Source organism: Rhodospirillaceae bacterium, assembly GCA_040219235.1.
In the GTDB taxonomy this organism is placed as follows: Bacteria; Pseudomonadota; Alphaproteobacteria; order Rhodospirillales; family Rhodospirillaceae; genus WLXB01.
Genome location: JAVJSV010000012.1, coordinates 564183 through 590301, shown reverse-complemented (window position 1 = coordinate 590301; position 26119 = coordinate 564183). Strand labels below are relative to the sequence as shown.

Genomic DNA, 26119 nt, shown 5'->3' with positions numbered 1-26119 from the left:
GTGGCTGAATCCCCCTGCCCTTGGTCTATTCAACATTTTGTATCTGCTCTCGAAATTGATCAATCACAGCCTTTAACTCCAGGCCGAGGTTGGTCAAATCAGAGTCCGACGACTTAGCACACAACGTGTTGGCTTCACGATTGAACTCTTGAGATAAAAACTCCAAGCGGCGCCCACAGGCGCCACCTTTTGCCAGCATGTCACGCCCTTGGGCCACATGTCCGACGAGGCGGTCCAGTTCTTCTCTGATGTCTGCTTTCGCTGCCAACAACGCTGCTTCTTGTGTAAGGCGTTCTTCAGATAATGCAGGGGACGCTTCTAAGAGCGCATCCACCTGGGCTTTGAGGCGCGCCTTCAGCGCAGCCGGCTGAACCGCAGCAAGATTTGTCGCCCGGACGACCAAAGCATCAATCTGGTCAAGTTGATCATTCAGCAGTGCACCCAAGTGCGCTCCTTCCGCGGCCCGCGCGTCCACCACGGCACTCAAGGCGCTGGACAACCCTGACAACAGGGCCTCAGATCGCGCCGCACGGTCACGCTCTGACTTGAGATCCTGATCAGCGGCCTCAACAACACCTTTCACCGCCAAAAGCCCATCAATAGAAGCCACACGGACTTTATTCTCATGCGCCGCAACCTTACGGGCAGAAAGGTCAATCAGGGCATCCAGAAAAGCTTCATTAACCTGATAACCGGAGGACTCATCCGTATATGTCGCCGAGAGCGTGAGATTGATATTGCCACGGGTCAGATGTTGGGCGACGCCCTTGCGGACGGCAGGCTCCAAAGCTTCAAGACCGGATGGCAAACGCAATCTGACATCAAGCCCCTTACCATTGACGCTGCGGACCTCCCAGGACCAAGACAAAGCGCCATCCAGGGCGACACCCTCGCTGCGCGCGAATCCGGTCATACTGTTGATGCCCACCGGTCACCCCTGCTGAAGTTCAAAAAACGGACTTTTATAGGGGCTCAGGCGCAATCATGCCAGTCTGCTCACAGCTTTTGTGCTCAGACCTATATTAAGACCGGCGCAGGCGCCTGTCGCACGGGCCCAACTCTAAAACCCGCTACGAAATTGCTAATGAACGACCATCAACGCTCACGCTCCCGTTATTCGCAATACATGGAAAAATTCGTTAATGCACCGCGTGTTGAGTGCGGTTTGCTAGAAAAGCCTCAAACTCAACAGCTGGCAGCGGCTTGCTGATCAAATACCCCTGTATTTCATCGCACGCCCGGTCTTTGAGAAACGCGACTTGTTCTTCTGTTTCCACACCTTCGGCGATGACAGTTAGTCCCATTGAGTGTCCGAGCCCAACAACAGCCTCTATGATTTTTTCATCGCCTTGATGGGATCCAATTCCACGCACAAATGACCCATCAACTTTTAGACGCCGCACAGGAAATGCCTGAAGATTTGAGAGCGACGAATACCCGGTTCCAAAATCATCCATAGAAATGCTGATACCAGCCTCCACAAGCTGATCGACATTGCGCGTAACTTGTTCTGTGCGTTCCATTGCAACGGTTTCTGTAATTTCAAGATCAACAGCATCGATATCAAGGCCCTTACGACTCAACTGCCCCAACACCTGTGTAGCCAACTCCCGCTGCTTAAATTGGTGACCAGAAATATTGATACCAATTTGTATGTGCGGCATGCCCGCAGCGCGCCAAACTGAAGTCTGGCGGCAAATTTCCTCTATAATCCAATCCCCAATCGGCAAAATAAGACCGCAGGCTTCTGCAATAGGAATAAACGCGCCAGGCGAAATAAATCCAAGTTGAGGATGGGACCAGCGCAACAACGCTTCCGCGCCAATCACTTCTCCAGTCTTCAGATTAATTTGGGGCTGATAGGCGAGCCAGAGTTGTTGTTCTTTAATGGCCTCTCTTAAGTCGCGTTCCAGACTAACCCTAGACCGAATCTCATCATCCATAGCCTGATCAAAATACTGGAACGCGTGCCCCCCATCTGCCTTTGATCTATACATCGCAAGTTCAGCATGACGCATCAGATTAAGAGGATCGACGTCATCTTCTGGATAAGCTGAAATGCCTATACTCGCCGTCAATTTTATAACTCTCTGATTAATGACAAGCGGCTCGTCAAAGGTGTCAAGAATGCGTCTCACCATTCGGCTAGCAGCATTCATATTCTCCAAGTCTTCAATCAAAACGCCAAATTCATCGCCACCTAGGCGGGCCATCGTGTCTGTCGTGCGCATCAGATCTTTGACACGCTTGGTCACACTAATAATTATGTCATCGCCAACATCGTGGCCCAGCGTGTTGTTAATGTCTTTGAAGTGATCAAGGTCCATCACGATAACAGCAACCTGACGATCACTACGTGCCGCACGCTCAAGCGCTGTGCCAACACGATCCATAAACAAATCCCGGTTCGGCAGATTGGTGAGTGAATCAATTTCAGCCAGCCGTACAATATCTTCCTGCGCCTTAAGCTTCGCTGTCACGTCTTCTTGAATGGCGACAAAGTGAGTTAAACGACCCGCCTTATCATGAATAGGAGTGATGCTCTGCTCGGCTGTATATGTGTGCCCCTCTTTATGACGGTTTGTGATCTGTCCACGCCACGTTTGACCTAATGTTATCTTGGCCCACATGTCCTCGAAAAACGCAGTGTCATGTGTGTCTGACCTCAAAAGATCCGCCGGCTGACTGATCAACTCTTCGCGTCCGTATCCCGATATACGAGTGATCGCATCATTGACCCATTTCATCCGTCCTTTTGCATCTGTGATAAAGATACCGTTCGCCGTCGCTTCCATTGCTTTTAACTGCATCGCGACGATGACCTCTACTTCATGTCGCTCCGTCACATTCCTTAAGGTGGCTAAAGTCGCATCATCGCCTTGCCACGATACAGCCCTGGTCTGCATATCGATATAAACGGGCTTACCCCGGCGCGTCATTTCAAGACTCGTCCATTCATCCCCAGTGGTGAACGGAAATCCAAACGGTGTACCAACCATGCCCTGTTCGCTGCGACCGAATAAAGCCGCTGCAGAGGCATTGCAAAATGCGATCGCACCGCGCTTGTCGATCACCAGCAAACCGTCCTGACATTTCGCTACGATGTCATGAACGGCGCTTGCGTCTCGATCAGATGCGGCGCTGTTAGCTTTTGAGTCACCCGTGAGCGTCGCGACAAGACAACTTTGCCCAGAAAAATTTGTCAAAGAAGACATTTCCAACAGCGCAGGCACGTCATCGCCACCGGCGGTCGGTAAATAAATTTTGCAGGCCGCTGTTCGTCCCAACTGGCTAGCGCTCCAAGCACAGTCAGCAATGGTCGGTGTTCCGCGGCCAGCGCCAAAGCGTTCTATTGAATGGCCCAGAGTCGCTGCAGCCCCAAATCCGGTCAGTTTTTCGAACGCACGGTTGGCCCAAATAACTTTGTGGGACTCATCAATCACCAGAGCAGCAACCGTGGTTCCACTTAAGACACAATCCAGGAGGTTGAGCCCCATAGACTTTTCAAACGCGCTGCTAGCTGGCTCAAAAGTGCGTGCGTCCGTATTCATAGTCCCATCCCAAATGTATGTTGTTATTTTGTTTTGAGTGTATATTGTATTTAATCGAAACATTATAGATGGTCAGCGTCAACAACAACCATAAAGACCGAAGAATACGTCTCGTTAATTAAGGTAAACACGCGAGAAATTGGGCAAGGGAATTGAGACCGTGGGACGTGTTTTAGTCATAGATGACGACCATGGAGTCCGTGACGCCTTCAGTATGGCGCTTGAAGACACGCGCTATGACGTCGTTTCAGCAGAAGATGGGCAAACGGGTCTTGAACTGGCCCGTATGTACCAACCCGATCTAATTCTCCTTGATCTGAAAATGCCCGGAATGAATGGCGTTGAAACGTTACGCGAGCTCCATAAAAACTGCCCTGGCATCCCAGTTTACATTGTCACCGCCTTTTACGGTGAATTCTTGGAGCCCCTGCGTGCCATTCAAGATGAAGGCATTCCCTTTGACCTCGCGCGCAAGCCTTTGGCGTTGGATGAAATCAGAGCCATCGTCGACAGCGTCGTCGGTGCAACGAAAGCACAAGCTTGAACCATGGCTGATCCTCGCCTCAGAACTGAAACAGGGCCAGGGGTCATCCTGAAATTGTTCGTCACAGGGCGCACACCGAGTGCTATGCGTGCAAGAAGCGCATTACAGAAGCTCATCGAAACGCAAAACCGTGCAGACTTGCACCTTCAGGTGATTGATGTACTTGCAGATCCGCAAGCGGCTGTTGTCGACAACGTTTTTGCCACACCAACTTTGATAAAAATAGGTGAAGGCGAGGAGCGACGATTGATTGGCGACCTCTCCTCAGTCGAAAAAGTAGAGGTTGGACTCCTTCTCGGCATGGTATCTTGAGGCCGGGCTGGCATGGTGGCAATCACATCATATTTGCGCCGCTCGGCACCACGGGTAAAGAGCGCCAGAGCATTCCCCACCGCAGGTCCCGAGCTGTCTAACTGGCTGTCGGCGATACATGCATCAACTGCAATCTGCGCGCTCATCACCATATTCTTTGCCGGCCTGACAGTGATTGAGACCTATAATTCGATCACAGCTTTACCCCTCCAGACCGGGACCACCTTGGGTCTCGTCTTGTGCGGGCTCAGCCTTCTGCTGTCATCCTTTAAAACACTCCTCCGCGCATCACGCCGCATCTCCTTGGCACTCAGTGTAATAATAGCCACCATTGCGATACTCGGGAGTTTACCCGCTGTCTTTGTTATGGGGGGGAGGTGGCCGGTTGAGCTTGGTAGCTATGTCCTCATGCCGCCGAATGTGGGCCTTGCACTCATTATTTTTGCCCTAGGAACAGGTATTCGCACAGGCGCAGACCAGTTGGCAACGCGCCGCATCGCCAAGCGATACATTCCGGCTGTGTCCGGGGCCGCAACTGCAACCCTCGGACTGATTGCCTTGACCGGTTACATCACAGGCATTCCTTACACCTATGCCTGGTCGATGGCGGTCCCGATGAGCCTGATGACATCTTTCGCTATCGTACTGCTGGGGCTTGGGATGATTAACGTCGTGTTGGGGTCGGACAACAGCGCAAGACAACGGACTTATACCAGTTTGGCACTGAGCCTGCTTATCGCCGGGTTAACGGTCAGCGGGATTACAGGAAGTGCGCTTTATGGCGCTCAAGTTAAGAGTGCAGAGCAAGCCATAGGTATCGTCGTCACAGATAGCACCGGGGCCGTCTACGATAATGAGTTGCCTGACATATCCAACGCTTTGCAAACACAGGTCACGATTAAGTCCGGCGCAGTAGAATGGACCGTTACAGCCACAAAGACTGAGAACTTGCTGAACGGGGCAAGCCGTTTTCTTCCTCACATCGCCGTCACCCTTGGGGTCATTCTGACCCTTCTGCTCTACAGTTCCGTCCTCACAGTGCAAACAAGCCTCAAACGATCCAGAGCATTGGCCAAAGCCAACGCCCAACTGGAAGCAGAGGTAAATGCCAGACAGCAGGTTCAGAACGCCCTAGAAAGAGAAATCGTTATACGCCGCAAAACAGAGGCCGTGATCACCACCGACCGGGAGCGCTTGGATCTCGCGCTCAGCGCGGGTGGAACAGGAACTTGGCATTTGGATCCCGAAACCGGACAACTAGATGTTGACCAACAAAGCCTCAACTTGTTTGGCTTCACATCACAGACATTTCAGGGAACATACGAGTCCTTTAAAAAAGTCGTTCTTCCGGAAGACCTGCCGCGCGTTGAACAGGCTGTAAATCATGCCCTAAATGGATATGGCGATTTTGAAGAGGACTTCCGCATTCTCAAACCGGACGGTACCGTTCGTGTGATTTACGGCAAAGCCCGCGTGATTAAAGCCCCGCAAGCGGAAAAAACGCTAATGATCGGCATCAACCAAGATGTCACCGAACGGCGCCGGGCAGAGAAACTATCAACCCTTGGCACGCTGTCGGCCGGGTTTGCCCACGAACTGAATAACCCGCTCATGGGGTGCGTCAACTATGTGGCGTATGCCCTCCGCAAAACGGAGAATGCCCGCGCCAGAGAGGCTCTTATGAAAGCCGAGTCCGAAATCAAAAGGGTCATCCGCGTTGTCCAGGACATGCTGTCTTTCTCACGGTTCAAAGAAGACTTGAGCGCCCATGCCAACGTCAATGACGCCCTGGATCGCGCGTCGAGTTTAACGGCATCCTCTTATCAAACCGCCGGCATTATGTTTGAGAACCACGTCAAAAGCTCACTGCCCCTGGCTGCAATCAGTGCTGATGCTTTGGAACAGATCGTACTGAACCTTATGATCAATGCCAGCCACGCGGTTGAAACATCAGACAGCAAAACAATATCTATCGACGCCGATCAGGACAGCGACAACATCTTCATTTCGGTTTCTGATTCCGGATGCGGCATTCCTAAACACATTGGCCGCCGACTGTTCGAACCTTTTTTCACGACAAAAAAAGCTGGCAAAGGAAGCGGCCTTGGATTGTCGATCTCTTTAGACATCATCAAACGGTTCGGAGGCCGGCTAGAATTTGAGAGTACACCAGGTGTCGGTACAACCTTCGTCATCACTGTTCCAAAATCGAAAATCGACCATGCCTCACCCGCATGCACAGCAGAGTCCGCAGTCCCCTAATCACCTTCAAAAAACGAGTCGCTTGCCTTAACGGTCCCCGCGCTCACGCTGAATCCGACGCCATGCGGCCACATTGCGATTGTGCTCCCTCAACGTCTTTGCAAACGCATGCCCGCCGCTGCCATCGGCGACAAAAAACAAATCATCGGTCTGGGCTGGCGACAAGACAGCCGCAATGGATTCCCGACCGGGGTGACAAATCGGACCGGGAGGCAATCCGGGTATTTGATAGGTGTTGTAAGGCGTTTCCTGATCCAAATCCGAGCGCCGCAAGGGTCGGCCTAACGGACCCGAGGGATCAACGCCATAAGCAACCGTGGGATCAGATTGCAACCGCATACCCCGGTTTAAACGATTGACGAAAACCGCGGCAACACGCGCGCGTTCTGACGGTACCGATGTTTCACGCTCGACAATTGAGGCCAGAATAAGGGCCTCTTGAGGGGAGTCAAAAGGAAGGTCTGCGGCGCGCCCGAACCAAAGATCTTCGAGAGCTTGAGACATTGCGGCTGCCATACGCTGCACGAGGGCCGCCCGCGTTTCCCCACGTTCATACCCGTACGTCTCAGGAAGCAATGTGCCATCTGGAATATCTGACGGCGCAGGGCCAGTCAGACCGTCAGCAGATTCCACAAGTTGCAGAATTTGCGATGACGTCAAACCTTCAGGAATGGTCAAAAATCGCACGATCACATCGTGTGCAACAATCTTCGCCAGAATCTGCGACACGCTTGCACCCGCCGAGAAGCGGTACTCGCCAGCCTTCAATTGGCCGGCCAACCCTGTGATGCGCGCCTGAATTCGGAAAACGAGATCCGACTCTATGATTCCGTCACTCTGCAACTGGGTTGCAATCTGCCCAAGGCCTGCGCCCGCTGCGATCACCGCCTCTTTTGAATTCTTTAACGGCCCTGGAGATTGCACCTGGTTTTGTAACCAGATCCATCCACCACCAATCGCGGCCAATCCCAAAACCACCGCAAGACCGCAAACGGCAAAAAAACGTTTCATGTCAGACGGCGGCGCTTAAGGCGCCGTTACGGGGCCGGGCCAAGAACCAGGGAGGCATTCGTGCCGCCAAACCCAAAAGAGTTAGACAGCGCGAAGCGAATATCTCGGGACTTGGCGGTATGTGGCACCAAATCGATATCGCAACTGTCCGACGGGTCGTCGAGGTTCAGGGTTGGCGGAGCCATCTGATGTTTGAGCGCCAACACCGAGAAGATGGCTTCCACGCTGCCCGCGGCGCCCAGTAAGTGGCCGATGGCCGATTTAGTAGAGGACATAGAGAGTTTATAGGCTTGATCGCCGAACAGGCGTTTCACAGCGCCAAGTTCAATCTCATCTCCCTTTGGCGTCGAAGTGCCATGGGCGTTCACATAATCAATATCGCCTGGTGTCAAACCAGCATCAGCAATGGCCCCGCGCATAGCCCGGAACCCACCATCCCCATCATCCGCTGGTGCGGTAATATGATACGCATCGCCAGACAAACCATAGCCCAGCACTTCGGCATATATTTTTGCCCCACGCGCTTTGGCGTGTTCATAGCTCTCGACCACCACAACACCAGCGCCTTCGCCCATGACAAAACCATCGCGGCCTTTATCCCAGGGGCGGGAGCCTTTTTCTGGGGTGTCATTATAGCCCGTCGACAAAGCCTTTGCGGCGGCAAACCCAGCAAGCCCGAGGCGACAGAGGGCCGCCTCTGCGCCACCTGCGACCATCACGTCAGCGTCACCGTATTTGATCATACGGGCAGCATCACCAATGGCATGCGCCCCCGTAGAGCACGCCGTTACAATGGCATGATTTGGGCCTTTAAAGCCGTGCTTAATAGAAACCTGACCGGAGACCAAATTGATCAAACTTGATGGAATAAAGAACGGCGAAATCCGCCGCGGCCCTTTTTCCAACAGCGTCAGAGAGTTCTCGTAAATGGTTTGAAGACCGCCGATCCCCGACCCGATGATAACACCGGTCCGTTCGCGGTCATGATCGGTCTCAGGCACCCAACCAGAATCAGCAATGGCATCGTCCGCAGCCGCCAGGCCAAAGACGATAAAATCATCCATCCGCTTACGTTCTTTAGGCGAGATCAGAGAATCAACATCAAACCGATAGGGATGCCCCTCTTCCTGAGGAACTTGTCCACCAATGCGGCAGGGCAAATCTGAAACATCAAACGCATCAATAGCCCGAATACCGGACTTCGACTCTGTCAAAGATTTCCAGTTGCCCTCGACGCCGCGGCCAAGCGGCGTGAGCAGGCCAAGGCCAGTGATAACAATCCGTGTCATGATCTGATCATGGTAAGACCCATGCCCATGTTTTCATGGCCAAAACCAATGCCTATGTTTTCATGGCCAAAACCTATGCCCATATCGCTTTGTTGCACCCGCAATAGGGGGGCAGTCAAAGCCTTAAGATGCGTTGGCTTCGATGAAGGTAATGGCATCTTTAACCGTCAGGATTTTCTCAGCGGCATCATCAGGAATTTCGCACCCAAATTCCTCTTCAAAGGCCATCACCAATTCAACGGTATCAAGACTGTCAGCCCCCAGGTCATCAATGAAGCTGGCGGTTTCTGTCACCTTGGCTTCTTCAACGCCGAGATGTTCGACAACAATTTTCTTTACGCGATCCGCGACGTCACTCATGGCGTCCTTCCTCACATTATCCTAGGGATTGTAGTTAAACGTGAAAGAGAGCCCATAATGTGGCCTTCCCTCCCGAAGTGGCGGTTAGGTAGCATACTTCAATTGGGAACGCTAGGTCTACGAAAGCCACTCAGAAACCCCCTCAAACCAGCAAAAATCTTTTCATAAATCCGCTCAATCTGGGAAAAAACTGGCTCTCGACGGCTTTAGACCATCGCTGCAAAGCGTTAAACCATCGCCATTCCGCCATTCACATGCAGAGTCTGACCGGTCACATAAGCGGCCTCGTTTGAGGCAAGGTACGCTACGGCTGCGGCCACATCTTTACTTTCACCAAATCGGCCCGCCGGAATCGCCGCCATCATGGTGTCGCGTTGGGCATCACTCAGCGCTTCTGTCATCGCCGTTGAAATAAACCCGGGCGCCACACAGTTTGCCGTAATGCCGCGACTGGCCACTTCTTGGGCAAGCGATTTTGTAAAACCGATCAGGCCAGCTTTAGAGGCGGCATAGTTCACCTGCCCCGCATTACCAGTCACGCCAACCACAGACGTGATAGAAATGATGCGCCCGGAGCGACGTTTCATCATGCCTCTCACAACTGAGCGCGCCAGCCTGAATGCAACCTCAAGATTGACACCAATCACATCCGTGAAGTCTTCATCTTTCATGCGCATAATCAAGCCATCACGGGTGATGCCGGCATTATTGACCAGAATATCCAAAGGCCCAGCGGCAGACTCCGCATGGCCAATCAGCGCTTCAACCGCGTCCTTATCAGACAAATTGCAGGGCACAGCATGGGCCCGCGCGCCAAGGGCCGAGACCAACTCAGCAAGCAGTGGCTCGCGGGTTCCAGAAACCACAACCGTCGCGCCTTGTGCATGCAAAGATCGCGCGATAGCCCCACCGATCCCGCCTGTCGCCCCCGTCACCAGGGCTGTCTTACCTGTCAAATCAAACATAACCGCTCCCGTAAACCCGAACGTTTTAAATGGTCTTCAGAAAATCTTCGATATCGCCCGGAGTCTGCAAGCTAACCGCCGTGATGTCGCGATCAATCCGCTTTGCCAAGCCCGTCAGAACCTTGCCGGCACCAGCTTCAATAAGCGTATCAACACCGGCTTCACGCATGAGCCCGACACTCTCCCGCCAGCGGACCATGGCGGTGACCTGGGCAACCAGCAGACGGCGAATATCGTCAGGGTCAATCACACTGGCCGCTGTTACATTGGCGATTAAAGGCACCACAGGAGATTTAACGTCCACCGCCGCCAAAGCCGTTTCCATAGCATCGGCCGCCGGCTGCATCAGAGAACAATGAAATGGCGCGCTGACGGTCAGCATTAATGCGCGCTTGGCCCCTTTCGCCTTCGCCAGTTCAACGGCCCGCTCCACAGCCTCCGCATGACCTGAGACCACCACTTGGCCGGGCGCATTATCGTTGGCCGCCGCGCACACTTGACCATTGCGCCCAGCCTCTGAAGCCACTTCTTGCGCCACATCCAGATCAAGGCCAATCAAAGCCGCCATAGCCCCTTCGCCAACGGGCACAGCTTGTTGCATGGCCTGGCCCCGTATTTTCAGTAGACGCGCGGTGTCAGACAATGACAAAGCACCAGCCGCTGCAAGGGCAGAGTATTCCCCAAGCGAATGCCCCGCCACATAGCGGGCGGTGCTTTTAATAGAGACATTGCCCTGACGCTCCAGCACCCGGATCACTGCCAGACTGACGGCCATCAGCGCTGGTTGAGCGTTTTCAGTGAGGGTCAAATCATCGTCTGGCCCTTCAAACATCAACTTTGAGAGAGATTGTTGCAGCGCTTCATCAACTTCCTGAAAGACCTCTTTGGCCTCTGCAAAAGTATCATTTAGCTCTTTGCCCATGCCAACGGCCTGAGATCCTTGCCCTGGAAAAACGTATGCCCAACTCATGTGCACCCCCTGAACTGCTTGTTTTCGCAGCTAAATCTGCATCTTAGCTAACGGTTTAAGGCCAGGAATCAGCAGCGCTGTCAAGCAACCGCAACGTCATATCTCTTATAGATCCCAGTACACCGCGATTTTTTCGGGTGAATGACGAAACACTGTCTTGCACAACGCCCTCATTTTTCGCCTCTTAAGCTTTAGGACGAACGCAGGATGATCAAGAAACTTGCCTTGCTGACCCGCAGTAAATGTGTATATTCCGCGACTTCATAGCTCCTTGCCAGCCAAGCTGGCTATGCCTGGACATCATGTGATGTTTGGGACGAGAGAAGCCAAAAGGAGAGCATATACATGCCACTCTACGAGAGCGTGGTCATTGCGCGTCAGGATATTTCGGCAGCTCAAGTCGATACTCTGGCAGACGAACTGACCCAGATTTTAGAAGAAAACGGCGGCAAAGTCGCCAAGCGCGAGCATTGGGGCCTTCGCAGCCTGATGTTCCGCATCAAGAAAAACCGCAAAGGCCATTACGTGCTGTTCAATGTCGATGCACCGCCCGCAGCGGTCAGCGAATACGAACGCCGGATGCGCATCAACGAAGACATTTTGCGTTACCTGACCATTCGTGTGGAAGAGCACGAAGAAGGTCAATCCTCCATTCTGACCAACAAAGGCCGTCCTGCCGGACGCCGTGAAGGTGGCACGGGTGGCGGTGGTGGCGGAGGCGGTGGTCGTTTTGACTCCGGTCGCGGTCGCCCCCCGCGTGACGACAATGCAAGTGCTGCTCCTAGAGGAGAAAGCTAATGGCGATGACACGTAAACCCTTTTTCCGCCGCCGCAAAAGCTGCCCGTTTACCGGGTCAAATGCACCGAAGATTGACTATAAAGACATCAAGCTTCTGCAGCGATACATCTCCGAGCGTGGCAAGATTGTGCCCAGCCGGATCACTGCGGTCTCAGCAAAGAAACAACGTGAATTGGCGCGCGCCATCAAACGCGCCCGCTTCTTAGCTTTGCTGCCCTACGTGCTAAGCGAGTAGAGGGGCAAAGGAGAACATCATGGACGTAATTTTATTGGAGCGGATCGACAAGCTCGGTCAAATGGGTGATGTCGTCGGTGTAAAAACCGGCTATGCCCGTAACTACCTGCTGCCGCAGAAAAAAGCTCTTCGGGCGACAGACGCCAATCGGGCTTATTTCGAAAGCCGCCGGAGCGAGTTGGAAGCCATCAACCTGGAGCGTCGCGGCGAAGCCGAAGCCGTTGCCAAGAAGATGGTGGGCTTGCATCTGGTATTGGTGCGTCAAGCTGGTGAGGGGGGTCAGCTCTATGGCTCCGTCACAGCACGCGACGTGTCAGACAGCCTTAAAGAAGAAGGTGTCACAATGGACCGCGGTCAGGTTGAACTGAACGCCGCCATTAAGGAACTCGGCCAATACACGGTGCCGGTTAAACTGCACCCTGAAGTGGTTGTGGACATCACGGTGACTGTATCTCGGTCGAAAGATCAGGCTGACATCGACGCTGCCTCGAACCTGCTTGAGCGGGAAGAAGACGCGGCTAAAGCTGTTGCTCATGAACAAGAAGCTGAGCAGGCCCGCGATGAAGAACTCGATACGGAAGCCGATGCCCGCCAGGCTGATGGTTCCGCCGGTTAAGTTCTGCTTTGTATACCTATAGCAACGCCGATCCCTGGTGATAAACTGGGGGTCGGCGTTTCTTTTTGTCGGCCTAACTTTAACCGACTCGCTTTTATCCCCATGTTCCACCTGTTTCACACGAGATGGACGGTGCCGCTCCGCGTGAATGTTTGATACGGTGTGCCCATGAACTTGCCAGCTTCAAACATTATTTCCTCAGATTCCTCAGAATCCGGTCTGTTTCGCTCGCCGCCCCACAACCTGGAGGCCGAGCGGGCCTTGCTGGGCGCCATTATGCTAAACAACCGCGCCTATGAAGCGGTATCCGATTACCTGCGGGGCGAACACTTTTCCGATCCGGTCCACGCCAAAGTCTACGACTCGGCATCCCGACTGTTGGAACAAGGCCACCAGGCCAATCCCATCACCCTGAAGACCTATCTGGAACAAGATCCCCTGGTCCAAGAGTCTGGCGGCATGGCCTATCTCACCGGCTTGGTGAATTCGGTCGTCACCATCATCAACGCCGCAGACTATGGCCGCCTGATCTATGACCTACACTTGCGCCGGGAACTGATTAACGTTGGCCAGGATATGGTCAACGAAGCCTTTGATTCCGATCTTGATCAAACGGCACTGAGTCAGATTGAGGTTTCAGAACAGAAGCTGTTTGATTTGTCGTCCAAGGGCGCAACGGAAGGCGGGTTTGAACGATTTGAAATCGCGCTGACCAATGCCATTGATATGGCAGAAGCCGCCCATCGCCGGGACGGAGCTCTGTCCGGCACCACCACAGGTCTGCGTGACATGGATGCCAAGCTCGGAGGGCTGCATCCGTCCGATCTTATTATCTTGGCCGGTCGCCCTGCCATGGGCAAAACCGCGCTCGCCACCACCATTGCTTTTAACGCCGCACAACATTTTCAGAATACCGACAACGACCTAGAACGCGGAAAACTGGTCGCCTTTTTCTCGCTGGAAATGAGTTCAGAGCAGCTCGCCACACGTATTCTGGCCGAGCGCTCACGCCTCAGCTCCCACGATATTCGCACCGGACGTCTGGCCCATGAAGATTTCGGCAAATTGGTCTCCGCCAGCCAGGAATTACATGCCCTGCCGCTGTTTATCGATGACACCCCCGCCATCACCATCTCGGCCATGCGTACGCGCTGCCGCCGCTTGGCCCGGCAAGCCAGAACAGAAAAACACAATGGCCTGGGGTTGATCGTGGTCGATTACCTGCAACTCTTGGATGGATCAACCGGCAAGGCGAGTGAAAACCGCGTGCAGGAAATTTCCGCCATTAGCCGTGGCCTTAAAGCGCTGGCCAAAGAGCTTGATGTGCCTGTGTTGGCTTTGTCTCAGTTGTCGCGTGCGGTCGAGCAACGCGAGGACAAGCGCCCGCAACTGTCTGACCTGCGTGAATCAGGGTCCATCGAGCAAGACGCTGACGTGGTGATGTTTGTTTATCGGGAAGAGTATTATTTGGAGCGCAAACAGCCGCAGCGTGAGGGCTATGAATCAGAAGACAAATTCCAAGAAAAGATGCTCAAGTGGCAAGACGATATGGAAGCCGTGCACAACGTTGCCGAAGCTATTGTCGGCAAGCAGCGTCACGGCCCCATTGGCACCGTGAAGCTCCTGTTCGAGCCCAGCTTCACCCACTTCGACGATCTTGCCGAGGCAAGTCACCTGCCGGAAGAAATGGGCTAACGCCCCGTGTCTACCAATTTTGTGCCACCCGGTTCTGCGACGCCCTCTCCAATACCGGCCTCGGTCGAGCGGGCGGGTGCGGTTCTCACCATTGACCTTGCGGCGATCTGCGAAAACTGGCGGCTCCTAAAACGCAAACTTAAACCAAACGCAGACTGTGGCGCGGTGATTAAAGCCGATGCTTACGGATTAGGCGCTGACAATGTGGCCGCAGCTTTGGCCGGCGCAGGATGCGAGACCTTCTATGTGGCGCACCTCAACGAAGGCATAGAACTCCGAAAAGTGTTGGGACGCGGCCCGCGCATCGTGGTCATGCACGGCGTGAATCCTGGTCTGGAACCCGAGGTGTTTCGACACGGCTTGATCCCCGTTCTCAGCACACCAGAACAAATTGCGTCCTGGCGTACCTTTGCGACGAATGCCGATGTCCTTCAAGAAACCATTGTTCAGGTCGACACAGGCATGAACCGGCTCGGCCTCAGTGAGCGGGAGTTCACAGACCATCTGAATGACGCGGACGCCTTACAGGGGCTGACACCGCTTGCGCTGATGAGCCATCTTGCCTGCGCCAGCACACCAGAGCATCCCTACAATAAAATGCAGTTGGAACGCTTCACCAGCACCTTAAGCGCGTTCCGCACCAAGTATCCTGACGTCAAAGCCTCTTTGAGCAACAGCGCGGGTGTCTTTTTAGGAGAAGCCTGGCACTACGACTACCTGCGGCCCGGAGCCGCCCTCTATGGCATCAACCCGCACCCGGGTGGGGCCAACCCCATGCTGCCGGTGGTTCGCTTGCAGGCCAGAATCCTCCAGCTCCGGCGCGTTGACAGTACCCAGACCGTTGGATACGGTGCCACCTTCAAGGCCGCTGATGGAACAAAATTGGCCACAGTTTCAATAGGTTATGCCGATGGCGTTCTGCGTTCACTGAGCAACACCGGAACCGCAACGTTAGACGGCATCCCAATTAAAGTGGCTGGCACAGTCTCCATGGATCTCCTGACCTTCGACATCACCAACGTCCCAGACTCCAGCGCCCGGGTCGGCGCGATGATTGACGTTCTGTTTCACGCGCACACGGTTGATGACTTGGCCGAAGAAGCCGGCACCATCGGTTACGAGATCCTCACCAGTCTGGGCCAGCGCTATGCCCGCCGATATCTTCCGGCCAACGTTCCTGGGCTGACATCGTGAATTTCCTCGCCGTGATCGGCCGCGTGGTCTTGCGCTTCGTCGCACAAATTGGCCGCTTGACCCTCTTTACGCTGACCTCCCTCTCTCACTGTGTCCGCCCCCCCATTTACCCCCGCTTGATCGGGCGGCAAATGATCGACATTGGCTATTACTCCCTGCCCGTCGTCGGCCTGACCGCGATTTTCTCCGGCATGGTTTTAGCGCTGCAAAGCTACACCGGCTTTGCGCGCTTCAATGCAGAAAGCGCTGTCGCCAACGTTGTCGTTCTGTCCATGACCCGCGAACTGGGACCGGTTCTTGCCAGCCTGATGGTGGCGGGGCGCATTGGCGCGTCGATGGCGGCCGAAATCGGCACCATGCGGGTCACAGAGCAAGTGGATGCTCTGACCACACTGTCCACCAACCCTTATAAGTATCTCATCGCGCCACGTTTAATCGCCGGTGTATTGATGCTGCCGCTGTTAGTCTTGATCGCCGATATCATTGGTGTCTTCGGCGGATACCTCGTCGGCGTCTTTAAACTCGGCTTTAACCCGAACGTTTACATCTCCAACACAATAGATTTTCTAGAACCTCTGGATGTGATTTCAGGCTTGGTCAAAGCCGCCGCTTTCGGCTTCATCATTACGCTGATGGGCTGCTACAACGGCTTTCATTCAAAAGGCGGTGCGCAGGGCGTTGGCAGTGCCACCACCAATGCGGTTGTGTCGTCCTCAATTCTGATCCTGATCTTTAATTACATCATTACCGAATTGTTCTTCGCCGTATGAGCCAGCCACCCAAAATTCACCTTGCCGATGTGTGCAAGAGCTTTGGCCCTAAAAAAATTCTGACCGGGGTAAATCTCGATGTGGCACAGGGCGAGTCCATTGTGATCATTGGCGGTTCGGGCACCGGGAAGTCTGTTCTGCTGAAATGTATCATCGGGCTCATGCTCGCCGACTCCGGCACCATTGAAGTCGATGGCACAGATGTCACCAAGATCGCCGCTAATGACCGGGATGAAACCAATGAAAAATTCGGCATGTTGTTTCAGGGCGGCGCCCTGTTTGACAGCCTGCCGGTCTGGGAAAATGTCGCCTTCGGTCTGATTCAAGGGCGGCATTTGAGTCGGGCCGATGCCAAGGAACACGCGCTTGAGTCCCTTACAAAAGTTGGGCTGTCCGAGGACGTGGGCGCATTGTCACCTGCAGAACTGTCCGGCGGCATGCAAAAACGTGTCGGCTTGGCCCGCGCCATTGCCCGTTCTCCTGAGATCGTGTTCTTTGACGAACCCACAACCGGCCTCGATCCCATTATGGCCGACGTCATCAACGATCTCATTGTGACCTGTGTGAAAGACCAAGGCATTACCGCCATATCAATCACGCATGACATGGCCTCAGCCCGGAAAATCGCCGACCGCATCGCCATGCTCTATCACGGCAAACTGATCTGGGTCGGACCAGCCACTGATGTTGATAACTCGGGTAACGATTATGTTGACCAGTTCGTTCATGGCCGCGCCGAGGGGCCGATTCAGATGGAGCTTCGCCGGTAGGCGCCGATAACAGCATCAATGGCAAAATCAAAAGCAGAATTCGTCTGTCAGTCCTGCGGCGCGCACTTCCCGAAATGGGCCGGAAAATGCGAAGCCTGTAACGAATGGAACACCCTCGTCGAAGAAGCCGGGTCCGCCACTCTGCCGAAAGGCGTTAGTGGTGGCAAAGGTGGGCGCGCGATTTCCTTTGTTCCCCTCAAAGGCGAAACCGCCGCACCGCCGCGCCTGCACACCGGCATTGCCGAACTCGACCGCGTCTGTGGCGGTGGCTTGGTCGCAGGATCGGCGGTCCTGGTCGGCGGCGATCCGGGCATCGGCAAATCAACCCTGCTGCTGCAAGCCTGTGGCGCTTTGGCGGCCAATGCAAAGTGTCTCTACATCACCGGCGAAGAAGCGGTGGACCAAGTGCGCTTAAGAGCTGCTCGTCTTGGGCTGGAAAACGCCCCCGTTGAGTTGGCCGCCGCCACCAATGTCCGAGATATTGCTGCCACTCTCGACACCAAAGGCGCGGCTGACTTGGTGGTCATCGATTCCATCCAGACCATGTATACAGATGCGATTGATTCTGCACCGGGCACCGTGACCCAGGTCCGCACCTGTTCCCACGAATTGATCCGCATCGCAAAAAAGCGCGGTTTTACCTTGTTTCTTGTGGGGCATGTCACCAAAGAAGGCACCCTGGCCGGACCCCGCGTGCTGGAGCATATGGTAGATACGGTGCTGTATTTCGAAGGCGAGCGCGGTCATCATTTTCGTATTCTGCGCGCGGTCAAGAACCGCTTTGGCGCGACTGATGAAATTGGCGTGTTTGAAATGGCAAATGCGGGCCTGGCCGAAGTGCCGAACCCCTCGGCACTCTTCTTGGCCGAGCGGCGGGGCAATGTCTCGGGCAGTTGTGTGTTCGCAGGTCTCGAAGGCTCCCGTCCCATGCTGGTTGAAATCCAGGCCCTGGTGGCCCCCACCAGCCTCGGCACCGCCCGGCGCACGGTCGTTGGATGGGATTCAAGCCGCCTCTCGATGATTGCTGCCGTCCTCGAAGCAAGATGCGGCCTTGCACTGAGCGGGCATGACATTTATTTGAACGTGGCCGGTGGCTTACGGATTTCTGAGCCGGCGGCCGATGCGGCTGTCGCGGCGGCGCTGGTGTCCTCTTTGCGGGATGCTCCGGTGCCGCCAGGAGCGGTTGTGTTCGGCGAAATTGGGCTGTCCGGGGAACTCCGGGCCGTCACACAAATGGATCAACGCCTGCGGGAAGCAGCAAAGCTAGGGTTCACCGACGCATGGATGCCCAAAAATGCAGGACGTCGCACATCAAACATGGACACGCCAAACGGTGTCACACTGACATCGCTGGGGCACGTTCAAGACTTGGTCGAAAAATTTTCATCATGACGCCAACATTTGGAACACACCATTAAATGGAAGGCTTTCCCATAAACGGGTTGGACTTGGCCGTCGTCATTATCATGATGTTATCCGGTCTTCTGGCGTTTATGCGTGGCTTTGTCCACGAAGTGCTGTCGGTCGCCGGATGGATTGGGGCTGTGTTTGCGGTGATTTATGGCGTACCAGAACTCCGTCATTTTGCCCGCGACATCATCCCCAACACCCTGATTGCAGATGGCGTGACGAGTGTTGTCATTTTTCTGACCGTCCTGGTGGTGCTTTCGATTCTGACAAAAATGTTGTCGAAATCAATCCAGGCCAGCGCGCTTAACAACCTCGACCGCTCGCTCGGGTTTATCTTCGGGCTACTGCGCGGGGTGATCGTTTTTGCTCTGGGTTTACTTATATTAGATTGGGTGATTGCGGGCGATGAGCGCCCCACCTGGGTAAACAACGCCAAAACCGTACCGATCATTGAAGCAACAGCAGATTTCATGATTGGACTCGCACCTGAAGCCTTTATGGCTGCGGAAGATGCTGCTAAAGATGCGTCAGACACCGCCAAGGACGCGATCGAATTGAAAGAGACCCTGGATAAACTGACTCAGCCGCCGCCAGGCAGTGATCCAGATGCGCCAAAAACACCAGATGGCGCCTATGAAGACGATCAACGCAGTGGGATGGACCGCCTATTCCAAACCAATCAGGACGATCAATAGCGCATGACCTCCTTTGACCCGCCTCTGACAACACACCCCTTCCACACCACCAGCAGCGAGCACGCATCGGATCAGATCCGAGACGCGGACTGCGACGGCGATACTTTGCACGAGGAATGCGGGGTCTTCGGCATATACGGGGATGCAGACGCCGCTTCTCATACAGCGCTCGGTCTCCATGCTTTGCAGCATCGTGGCCAGGAAGCCGCGGGTTTGGTGAGTTTCGATCAGAAGCACTTCCACAGCCATCGTGGGCTTGGTCATGTCTCTGACAATTTCAAATCAGAGCGGGTGATGTCGCGCCTCAAAGGCAACATGGCGCTGGGACACAATCGCTATTCCACCACCGGCGAGACCATCCTGCGCAATGTTCAGCCCTTATTTGCAGATTTAGAATTTGGCGGCTTCGCCCTTGGCCATAATGGCAACCTCACCAACGCCCTGACTGTCCGGCAGGAGCTTGTGCGCCGTGGCTGTATCTTCCAGTCCACCTCCGATACAGAAGTGGTGATTCACCTCATCGCCATCAGCAGTAAAGCGACCCTCGAAGAGCGGATTATTGACGCCCTCAGACAGATTGAAGGGGCCTACTCCATGGTCGCAATGTCGAACACAACCATGTTCGGTGTGCGCGACCCCCTGGGCGTGCGCCCTCTGGTCATCGGCAAATTGGATAAAGCTTACATTCTGTGCTCTGAAACCTGCGCCCTGGACATCATCGGTGCTGAATTTGTCCGCGACGTTGAACCCGGCGAAATGGTCATTATTGATCAAGACGGCCTGCGTTCGGTGCGGCCCTTCCCGAAGTCCGATCCACGGTTCTGCATCTTTGAATTTATTTATTTTGCCCGGCCCGACAGCGTGTGCGAAGGCTCCAGTGTTTACGAAGTCCGCAAACGCATCGGCGTAGAACTGGCCAAAGAAAGCAACGTGCCTTGCGATGTGGTGGTTCCTGTGCCGGACTCCGGCGTGCCCGCAGCGCTGGGCTACGCGTCTGCGGTCAAAGTCCCCTTTGAATACGGCATCATCCGTAATCACTATGTCGGACGCACGTTCATCCAGCCCACCGATAAAACCCGGCACCTGGGTGTGAAGCGCAAACACAACATCAACCGCGCCCAGATCGAGGGCAAACGCGTTGTTCTCGTCGATGACTCCATCGTACGCGGTACAACCTCGACCAAAATTGTTGATATGGTGCGCCAAGCTGGTGCCACCGAGGTGCACTTACGCATTTCATCACCGCCGACCGCCCACCCCTGCTATTTCGGCATCGACACGCCGGAGCGGGAACAATTACTCGCCGCCCAGCTTGATGTTGATGGCATGGCCAAGCGTCTGGGCGTTGATAGTCTTGCGTTCATTTCGGTCGATGGCCTGTACCGCGCGGTTGGCGAAGCAAAACGCAACATGGACAATCCACAATACTGCGATGCCTGCTTTACCGGCGATTATCCATCACCCCTGACGGACCTCAATGCAGAAGCCCTGCCGCATCAGTTGTCCCTCCTGACAGAAGGCCGGGCGTAAGATTGATGAGCGTCACGGGCGGTGACAGTAAAACCGGACGCCTGGCCGGACGTATTGCGCTTGTCACAGGGGCCTCTCAAGGCATTGGCCGCGCGGTGGCAAAACGGTTTGCCAACGAAGGCGCGACCATCATAGCCATCGCCCGCAGCAAGAAAAAACTTCTCACCCTGGACGACGAGATCAAAGCCGCGACGGGCCAAGCTGCTGTGCTGGTGGACGAGGACCTGAGCAAGTTTGAAACCATCGACCAGGTGGGCCTGGCCCTATTCGAGCGTTACAAAAAACTCGACATCGTGGTCGGTGCAGCGGCGACCTTGGGGCAACTCTCCCCGGTTGGGCATATTCCGCCAAAAACCTGGGACCAGGTGTTCGCCTTAAACATGACAGCGAATTGGCGCTTGCTGCGATCCGTCGACCCCCTCTTGCGCCAGTCTGATGCAGGACGCGCCATTTTTGTGACCTGCAGTTCAGGCGCTCTGCCGCTCCCCTTTTGGGGCGCATATGGCGCATCGAAAGCCGCGCTGGAACAGATGGTTAAAATTTATGCGGCGGAGATGAGTGAAACGTCTATCCGCGCCAATCTGATCGACCCTGGCCCAGTGGCAACGGCCCTCAGGCTCAAAGCCTTCCCTGGAGAAGACCAGGCCAAACTCAATAAGCCCGAAGATATTACAGACAGCTTTGTGGATCTGGCCGACCCAGCACAGGAAAAAACAGGACAGCGGATTAGCCTTAACCAGTAAAATCACACAGCAGGCTTAGCGCACCCTCAACGAGTATTGTTTTATGGATCGTAGGGATTGTCCGGTTTGCGCACAAACAAGCGCAAGGGCACACCGTCAAAATCAAAGGTCTCTCGCAAGTCATTCATTAAGTAACGGTGATAACTGCTCGGCAAATCAACCGGACGAGAGGTGAACATGACAAAGGTCGGTGGCCGGGCCTTCACCTGAGTCATGTAGCGAATACGGATGCGTCTTTTTTGTTTTGACAACGGTGGGGGATGGCGTTGCGTTGTGTCATCCAGCCATTTGTTCAGGGCCGCCGTCGGTATGCGTTTGTTCCACGTCGCATGGACTTTGAACACAGTCTCCATGAGATCTGTAACCCGGTGACCGGTTTTAGCAGACAACGTCACTGTGGGCACCCCCTTCACCTGTGTAAGGGATTGTTCAAGCTTTTCACGCAATCTTAGAATAGATCCCTGACGATCGGAGGCGATGTCCCATTTGTTAACCGCGATGACCAGCGCCCGGCCTTCTTCAATCACACGCGATGCAATCGTTAAATCTTGTTTGTCGAGAATGGCATCCGCATCCAGCACCAACACAACCACTTCGGCAAGATCAACGGCCCGCAAGGTATCCAGCGCGGAGAGTTTCTCAACCACGTCGCTGACCTTCGCCTTGCGCCGCAGACCCGCCGTATCAACCAGACGAACAGGACGCCCATTATAGTCCCAGTCGATGGGAATGGCATCGCGAGTCACGCCGGGCTCAGGGCCGGTCAGAACACGGTCTTCGCCCAGCAGCCGGTTAACCAGCGTCGATTTGCCCGTGTTCGGACGCCCAACAATAGCCAACTGCAAAGGACGGCCCTTATCGTCGCCATCTCCGTCTTCTTCCTCAAAGGTCTCGCCGTCTTCAAGCTCAATCAGGTCGTCATCAAAGCTGTCGTCGTCAACCAGTGACATATCGTCACCGGGTGCGCCGTGATCCGGCACAGAACCCTGGCCCCGATGTTCTGAGGCGATCAACTGTTCCTCTTTCGGAGTTTCTTTTTCAAACGGCAGCAGCGCCTCAAACAGCTCATCCAGGCCCTGGCCATGTTCAGCCGATAAAGCGATGGGATCACCGAGACCGAGAGAAAATGCCTCAAACAGCCCGGCTTGCGCCGCATTACCCTCGCATTTATTCGCCGCCAGAATGATCGGCGTAGAACTGCGCCGCAACAGATCGGCGAAATATTCATCAATTGGCGTGATACCAACGCGGGCATCAATCACCATCAAAGCCACATCCGCTTCTGCCACGGCACGCTCGGTCTGTTCGCGCATACGGCCTTCCAATGTGCCGCTTTCACTGTCTTCTAAACCGGCGGTGTCGACGACGCGAAACGTCAAGTCAGCCAAATGGCCTTGACCCTCGCGCCGGTCTCGAGTCACACCAGGCCGGTCATGCACCAACGCCAAGCGCCGGCCAACCAGCCGGTTAAAAAGCGTGGACTTACCCACATTGGGGCGTCCGACAATAACCAAAGTAAAAGACATCAGGCACAGGCCATGAGGTTTAAGGGTGAAGCTCTTAGTTTGAGAACGAATCTCTTGGTTTAAAAGTCAGCGATACGCCAGCAGATCGCCCGCATCATCAAAAACATACATGGTTGAATTTGCGAATACCGGTGAAATGGTCACCGGCGCCGGCAGTTTCATCTCACCCAGAACGTCACCGTTGTAAGGCGATAACGACAACGCTTGCTCAAAAGAATTGAATAAGAGTATGCGATCACTGGCCAAAGACGGGCCGGTCCAAATAATACGGTCTTCCTGATCGTCTTCATCTTCGAACCGGCGCAGCTGGGTCACCCACATAATTTGACCCGTGCGCACGTCAATACAGACCACCTCTGAATCAATCGTCGTTGCGTATAGGAAATCTCCTGAAATCCAGGGCTGATACACGCCTGGCACAGGCACGTCCCAGACCCGTTGCCCGGTGCGCAAATCAATGGAAACCAAAATACCCGAGTGCCCAACCGCATAGACACGGCCACGGTCAATCACCGGACGTCCACGAATATCAGTCAAACTGGCCGCCGCTTCCGTGCGCCGCACGGCGATGACTGAGTCGCTCCACAGCACCGCACCATTGTCCACCCGCAACGCCGCAATTTCACCATTGGTAAAGGGCACAATCACCACACCGCCATCGACAGCCGGGCTGCCGCCGCCCAACAAAATGGTTTGAGAACTCACACCAGAATACGTCCACAGCCGCCGACCATCAGCCGCGGAGAGCGCAAAGACCTGATTATCAACGGTGGTCACAAAAACGCGCCCACCGTTCACCGTTGGGGCAGAGCGCACAGGTGCATCCACCTTGGCCCGCCAGGCATCACGCCCGGAGGCCGCGTCCAACGCAACCACTTCGGCGAAGCCGGTGGTGGCAAACACCAAGCCCTCTTCATAGGCCATGCCGCCACCAAGAAAATGGCCGTCATCTTCTTTCTTAGAAACCAGTTCTCGTCGCCACAACCGATCCCCATTATTGGCATTGTAGGCCGACGCATAGGACTTGGCATCCAGAACAAAAACACGGCCACCGGCAACAACCGGCTCGCCCAGCGTGCGGTTGCGCTTACCGGATCCAGACCCGGCACTGACCCGCCACACCACGCGCGGCGCAGGGCCAATCACCATGTGATGCATGGCATGATGCGACAATCCGCCGGCCTGGCTCCACGTCTCCGTATCTTCCGGCGCGGGCAAAACAATGTCGGTGCCGACCGCATTCAGATCAGGGCGCAAGGCACGTTCCAGCGCCAACACCGACACCCGCGTGCCCGGCAAAATATCGTCGTCATCGCCGCCGCTGAAAGGATTGAGGCTGCCGCAGCCGGAGATCAGCACCGCTGCCCAAAGCACCGCCGCAACCCGGCCAAAGGCGCTGAAAGTCATCACGGGGCATCCACCTGAGAACTGGAGCCGCCTGCACCGCCGATCACGGCACTCAACTCGACCACGCGGCTGCGCAAACCAACCGGTGTATTCGCATCTTCAATAAGCTGAGCCAAAATGGCCTTGGCCTCATCGGGCCGGTCCTGCCGCACCGCCAACAGAGCCATCAATTCCAAAGCCGAATAACTGTGCGCGTTGCTGGGATCAGTGAGGGGCGCGAGGGCCGCTTCAAGCTCGGCAGGATTCTCGCTGTCCAGGCCATGAATGGCCCACAGCAGCGTCGCCACATCGTTAAACACCAATTCTATGGTGGCGTCTTGACTGACCGCTTTGTAAATCGCCACAGCACCTGCATTATCGCCCTGCTCTATCAGAACGCCGGCGCGTTGCAATTCCGCCAGCGCGCCATAGGCGCCGCCTTGCTGCGAAACTCCGCTAAGAGTGTTGAGCGCCGTCTCTTGATCGCCGTCAGCCAGTTGCTCTGTGGCCCGGGCAAAGGCATCTGCCTGCGCGGCCAAACGATCAGCCTCTTGGCCTTGGACATATTGATAGGCAGCGACAGCCAGAATAATGGCGGCTGCAGCTCCCATGAGCCAGCCGCTATAGGTGTTCCAGAGCTGTTTGATTTGTTCATCACGCAGGTCGGCCTCGACCTCCGTCAAAAACGCATCCGTGGCCTTTTCCGCCTCTTCTTCAGGCGTAAGCGGATCACTCTTCTTTCGTTTCGGTTTGGCGACGGCACGGTCGCCACCCTTTTTATTGGTCACTGATTGGATCTCCATCGGTGCTCACCAGAACATGGCGCACCGGAGCAAGAGTAGACGAATCGGGCGGTACCTTACCTAGGCCGCTTGCCGGTTGCAATTCGCGATATGAGGCTGGGATTTCAAGATAAATCGAGCACGTCCACGTTGTTATGAGCCGTTTGATAAACCACCGAACGACTGATCTGCATTTATAGCCTGGGAACTTCTTAAGATTCAGCTTTTCTTAAGCGCTCAAGGTCAGAATTGGATTCTCTTAAACGTCTCTTCCTTGTCGCCGGAGCCCGCACCATGGTCCGTTTTGCTCTATATTTCGCTCTTATTATCACCTCGGCTGCGGGCTTGACCGGGTGCGGCACCGATGGCGACCTCATGATGCGCCAGGCCGCAGGATACGACTGCACCGCCGCAGAAGGCGCTGTCGGCGGGTTTTTCTGCTCGGGCACACCGGAAAACAGCCCGGCGCTTAGCCGATATTGTTACAAAACCCTCGGCGGGGTGAACTGCTTCGACCGGCCAGACCCGGACCGCAATAATCAGCCGCTGGGTTCAGGCGGGTAAATACAAAGGCCAGACTTTGCTTCTCTCCCGCGCTGCCTTGCAGGGCCAGGAAATCCGTGAGCCTTGCAGGGCCGGGAAATCCGTGAGCCTTGCAGGCTCGGAAAATCAGTGAAAAGATATAACTCTCTTTACGATGCGCG

Annotated in this window: 25 protein-coding genes; 15 read left to right on the top strand and 10 right to left on the bottom strand. The window is 54.9% G+C overall.

Features of this window, described 5'->3' with window-relative positions:
* Positions 1–25: 25 nt before the first annotated feature.
* Together RIC29_12975 and RIC29_12970 are read right to left on the bottom strand one after the other, a co-directional pair.
* Positions 26–913, bottom strand: coding sequence for a YicC/YloC family endoribonuclease (locus RIC29_12975; GenBank protein ID MEQ8735832.1), 888 nt, complete (start codon positions 911–913; stop codon positions 26–28).
* 226 nt (positions 914–1139) lie between these two features.
* On the bottom strand, positions 1140–3551 hold the full coding sequence (locus RIC29_12970) for an EAL domain-containing protein (protein MEQ8735831.1): 2412 nt from the start codon (positions 3549–3551) through the stop codon (positions 1140–1142).
* Between the two features lie 160 nt (positions 3552–3711).
* Here RIC29_12970 and RIC29_12965 point away from each other — a divergent pair, with 160 nt between their 5' ends.
* The 3 genes from RIC29_12965 to RIC29_12955 are packed head-to-tail and all read left to right on the top strand — an operon-like array spanning position 3712 to position 6669.
* Positions 3712–4095: a response regulator gene (locus RIC29_12965; protein MEQ8735830.1), complete on the top strand. Its 384-nt coding sequence runs from the start codon at positions 3712–3714 to the stop codon at positions 4093–4095.
* Between the two features lie 3 nt (positions 4096–4098).
* Entirely contained in the window at positions 4099–4407 is a 309-nt protein-coding gene (locus RIC29_12960; GenBank protein ID MEQ8735829.1) for a circadian clock KaiB family protein, read from the top strand.
* A gap of 12 nt (positions 4408–4419) precedes the next feature.
* A complete protein-coding gene (locus RIC29_12955) occupies positions 4420–6669 on the top strand; it encodes an ATP-binding protein (GenBank protein ID MEQ8735828.1) in 2250 nt (749 codons plus the stop codon).
* 27 nt (positions 6670–6696) lie between these two features.
* On the opposite strand, the gene mltG is transcribed toward RIC29_12955, so the two are convergent.
* From mltG to fabD, 5 genes are all read right to left on the bottom strand, one after another.
* Positions 6697–7680, bottom strand: a complete 984-nt coding sequence (mltG, locus tag RIC29_12950) for an endolytic transglycosylase MltG (protein MEQ8735827.1) — start codon at positions 7678–7680, stop codon at positions 6697–6699.
* A 26-nt stretch (positions 7681–7706) separates the two neighbouring features.
* Positions 7707–8969 (bottom strand): beta-ketoacyl-ACP synthase II, encoded by a 1263-nt coding sequence (gene fabF / locus RIC29_12945; protein MEQ8735826.1) that lies wholly within the window; start codon positions 8967–8969, stop codon positions 7707–7709.
* Positions 8970–9092: 123 nt separating this feature from the next.
* On the bottom strand, positions 9093–9329 hold the full coding sequence (locus RIC29_12940; protein ID MEQ8735825.1) for an acyl carrier protein: 237 nt from the start codon (positions 9327–9329) through the stop codon (positions 9093–9095).
* 227 nt (positions 9330–9556) lie between these two features.
* Positions 9557–10294, bottom strand: coding sequence for a 3-oxoacyl-[acyl-carrier-protein] reductase (gene fabG / locus RIC29_12935; GenBank protein MEQ8735824.1), 738 nt, complete (start codon positions 10292–10294; stop codon positions 9557–9559).
* 25 nt (positions 10295–10319) lie between these two features.
* A complete protein-coding gene (gene fabD, locus RIC29_12930) occupies positions 10320–11264 on the bottom strand; it encodes an ACP S-malonyltransferase (GenBank protein ID MEQ8735823.1) in 945 nt (314 codons plus the stop codon).
* A gap of 345 nt (positions 11265–11609) precedes the next feature.
* Here fabD and rpsF point away from each other — a divergent pair, with 345 nt between their 5' ends.
* The 11 genes from rpsF to RIC29_12875 all read left to right on the top strand — a co-directional run bounded on the left by rpsF (position 11610) and on the right by RIC29_12875 (position 21721).
* The gene (gene rpsF / locus RIC29_12925) at positions 11610–12062 is read left to right on the top strand and encodes a 30S ribosomal protein S6 (GenBank protein ID MEQ8735822.1); all 453 of its coding nucleotides are present in this window, start codon (positions 11610–11612) and stop codon (positions 12060–12062) included.
* 5 nt (positions 12063–12067) lie between these two features.
* On the top strand, positions 12068–12298 hold the full coding sequence (gene rpsR / locus RIC29_12920) for a 30S ribosomal protein S18 (protein ID MEQ8735821.1): 231 nt from the start codon (positions 12068–12070) through the stop codon (positions 12296–12298).
* Between the two features lie 19 nt (positions 12299–12317).
* Entirely contained in the window at positions 12318–12914 is a 597-nt protein-coding gene (gene rplI / locus RIC29_12915) for a 50S ribosomal protein L9 (protein MEQ8735820.1), read from the top strand.
* 168 nt (positions 12915–13082) lie between these two features.
* Positions 13083–14609, top strand: a complete 1527-nt coding sequence (locus tag RIC29_12910; protein MEQ8735819.1) for a replicative DNA helicase — start codon at positions 13083–13085, stop codon at positions 14607–14609.
* A 6-nt stretch (positions 14610–14615) separates the two neighbouring features.
* Positions 14616–15803: an alanine racemase gene (gene alr / locus RIC29_12905; protein ID MEQ8735818.1), complete on the top strand. Its 1188-nt coding sequence runs from the start codon at positions 14616–14618 to the stop codon at positions 15801–15803.
* Positions 15797–16573 (top strand): ABC transporter permease, encoded by a 777-nt coding sequence (locus tag RIC29_12900; GenBank protein ID MEQ8735817.1) that lies wholly within the window; start codon positions 15797–15799, stop codon positions 16571–16573. The genes alr and RIC29_12900 overlap by 7 nt, the downstream gene beginning before the upstream one ends.
* Positions 16570–17343 (top strand): ATP-binding cassette domain-containing protein, encoded by a 774-nt coding sequence (locus RIC29_12895; protein ID MEQ8735816.1) that lies wholly within the window; start codon positions 16570–16572, stop codon positions 17341–17343. Before RIC29_12900 ends, RIC29_12895 begins: the two co-directional genes overlap by 4 nt.
* 18 nt (positions 17344–17361) lie before the next feature.
* A complete protein-coding gene (gene radA, locus RIC29_12890; GenBank protein ID MEQ8735815.1) occupies positions 17362–18735 on the top strand; it encodes a DNA repair protein RadA in 1374 nt (457 codons plus the stop codon).
* A gap of 26 nt (positions 18736–18761) precedes the next feature.
* Positions 18762–19448, top strand: a complete 687-nt coding sequence (locus RIC29_12885) for a CvpA family protein (protein MEQ8735814.1) — start codon at positions 18762–18764, stop codon at positions 19446–19448.
* A 3-nt stretch (positions 19449–19451) separates the two neighbouring features.
* Entirely contained in the window at positions 19452–20978 is a 1527-nt protein-coding gene (gene purF / locus RIC29_12880) for an amidophosphoribosyltransferase (protein ID MEQ8735813.1), read from the top strand.
* A 5-nt stretch (positions 20979–20983) separates the two neighbouring features.
* Positions 20984–21721, top strand: coding sequence for an SDR family NAD(P)-dependent oxidoreductase (locus tag RIC29_12875; GenBank protein MEQ8735812.1), 738 nt, complete (start codon positions 20984–20986; stop codon positions 21719–21721).
* Between the two features lie 41 nt (positions 21722–21762).
* Here RIC29_12875 and der read toward each other — a convergent pair whose 3' ends face one another.
* From der to RIC29_12860, 3 genes are all read right to left on the bottom strand, one after another.
* Positions 21763–23247, bottom strand: a complete 1485-nt coding sequence (gene der / locus RIC29_12870; protein ID MEQ8735811.1) for a ribosome biogenesis GTPase Der — start codon at positions 23245–23247, stop codon at positions 21763–21765.
* A gap of 66 nt (positions 23248–23313) precedes the next feature.
* A complete protein-coding gene (locus tag RIC29_12865; protein MEQ8735810.1) occupies positions 23314–24654 on the bottom strand; it encodes a PQQ-like beta-propeller repeat protein in 1341 nt (446 codons plus the stop codon).
* Entirely contained in the window at positions 24654–25421 is a 768-nt protein-coding gene (locus RIC29_12860; GenBank protein MEQ8735809.1) for a tetratricopeptide repeat protein, read from the bottom strand. The genes RIC29_12865 and RIC29_12860 overlap by 1 nt, the downstream gene beginning before the upstream one ends.
* A gap of 288 nt (positions 25422–25709) precedes the next feature.
* On the opposite strand from RIC29_12860, the gene RIC29_12855 reads away from it, so the two are divergent.
* Positions 25710–25979, top strand: a complete 270-nt coding sequence (locus RIC29_12855; protein MEQ8735808.1) for a hypothetical protein — start codon at positions 25710–25712, stop codon at positions 25977–25979.
* The last annotated feature ends 140 nt before the right edge of the window (positions 25980–26119 follow it).

What these genes read in the sequence shown, in the direction of transcription:
- purF (MEQ8735813.1), top strand. Translation starts at nt 19,452, where the DNA reads ATGACCTCCTTTGACCCGCCTCTGACAACACACCCCTTCCACACCACC.
- RIC29_12970 (MEQ8735831.1), bottom strand. Translation starts at nt 3,551, where the DNA reads ATGAATACGGACGCACGCACTTTTGAGCCAGCTAGCAGCGCGTTTGAA.
- RIC29_12955 (MEQ8735828.1), top strand. Translation starts at nt 4,420, where the DNA reads ATGGTGGCAATCACATCATATTTGCGCCGCTCGGCACCACGGGTAAAG.
- RIC29_12910 (MEQ8735819.1), top strand. Translation starts at nt 13,083, where the DNA reads ATGAACTTGCCAGCTTCAAACATTATTTCCTCAGATTCCTCAGAATCC.
- RIC29_12885 (MEQ8735814.1), top strand. Translation starts at nt 18,762, where the DNA reads ATGGAAGGCTTTCCCATAAACGGGTTGGACTTGGCCGTCGTCATTATC.
- RIC29_12875 (MEQ8735812.1), top strand. Translation starts at nt 20,984, where the DNA reads ATGAGCGTCACGGGCGGTGACAGTAAAACCGGACGCCTGGCCGGACGT.
- RIC29_12940 (MEQ8735825.1), bottom strand. Translation starts at nt 9,329, where the DNA reads ATGAGTGACGTCGCGGATCGCGTAAAGAAAATTGTTGTCGAACATCTC.
- rpsF (MEQ8735822.1), top strand. Translation starts at nt 11,610, where the DNA reads ATGCCACTCTACGAGAGCGTGGTCATTGCGCGTCAGGATATTTCGGCA.
- fabF (MEQ8735826.1), bottom strand. Translation starts at nt 8,969, where the DNA reads ATGACACGGATTGTTATCACTGGCCTTGGCCTGCTCACGCCGCTTGGC.
- fabG (MEQ8735824.1), bottom strand. Translation starts at nt 10,294, where the DNA reads ATGTTTGATTTGACAGGTAAGACAGCCCTGGTGACGGGGGCGACAGGC.
- RIC29_12975 (MEQ8735832.1), bottom strand. Translation starts at nt 913, where the DNA reads ATGACCGGATTCGCGCGCAGCGAGGGTGTCGCCCTGGATGGCGCTTTG.
- mltG (MEQ8735827.1), bottom strand. Translation starts at nt 7,680, where the DNA reads ATGAAACGTTTTTTTGCCGTTTGCGGTCTTGCGGTGGTTTTGGGATTG.
- rplI (MEQ8735820.1), top strand. Translation starts at nt 12,318, where the DNA reads ATGGACGTAATTTTATTGGAGCGGATCGACAAGCTCGGTCAAATGGGT.
- RIC29_12960 (MEQ8735829.1), top strand. Translation starts at nt 4,099, where the DNA reads ATGGCTGATCCTCGCCTCAGAACTGAAACAGGGCCAGGGGTCATCCTG.
- RIC29_12855 (MEQ8735808.1), top strand. Translation starts at nt 25,710, where the DNA reads ATGGTCCGTTTTGCTCTATATTTCGCTCTTATTATCACCTCGGCTGCG.
- radA (MEQ8735815.1), top strand. Translation starts at nt 17,362, where the DNA reads ATGGCAAAATCAAAAGCAGAATTCGTCTGTCAGTCCTGCGGCGCGCAC.
- RIC29_12895 (MEQ8735816.1), top strand. Translation starts at nt 16,570, where the DNA reads ATGAGCCAGCCACCCAAAATTCACCTTGCCGATGTGTGCAAGAGCTTT.
- fabD (MEQ8735823.1), bottom strand. Translation starts at nt 11,264, where the DNA reads ATGAGTTGGGCATACGTTTTTCCAGGGCAAGGATCTCAGGCCGTTGGC.
- rpsR (MEQ8735821.1), top strand. Translation starts at nt 12,068, where the DNA reads ATGACACGTAAACCCTTTTTCCGCCGCCGCAAAAGCTGCCCGTTTACC.
- der (MEQ8735811.1), bottom strand. Translation starts at nt 23,247, where the DNA reads ATGTCTTTTACTTTGGTTATTGTCGGACGCCCCAATGTGGGTAAGTCC.
- RIC29_12865 (MEQ8735810.1), bottom strand. Translation starts at nt 24,654, where the DNA reads ATGACTTTCAGCGCCTTTGGCCGGGTTGCGGCGGTGCTTTGGGCAGCG.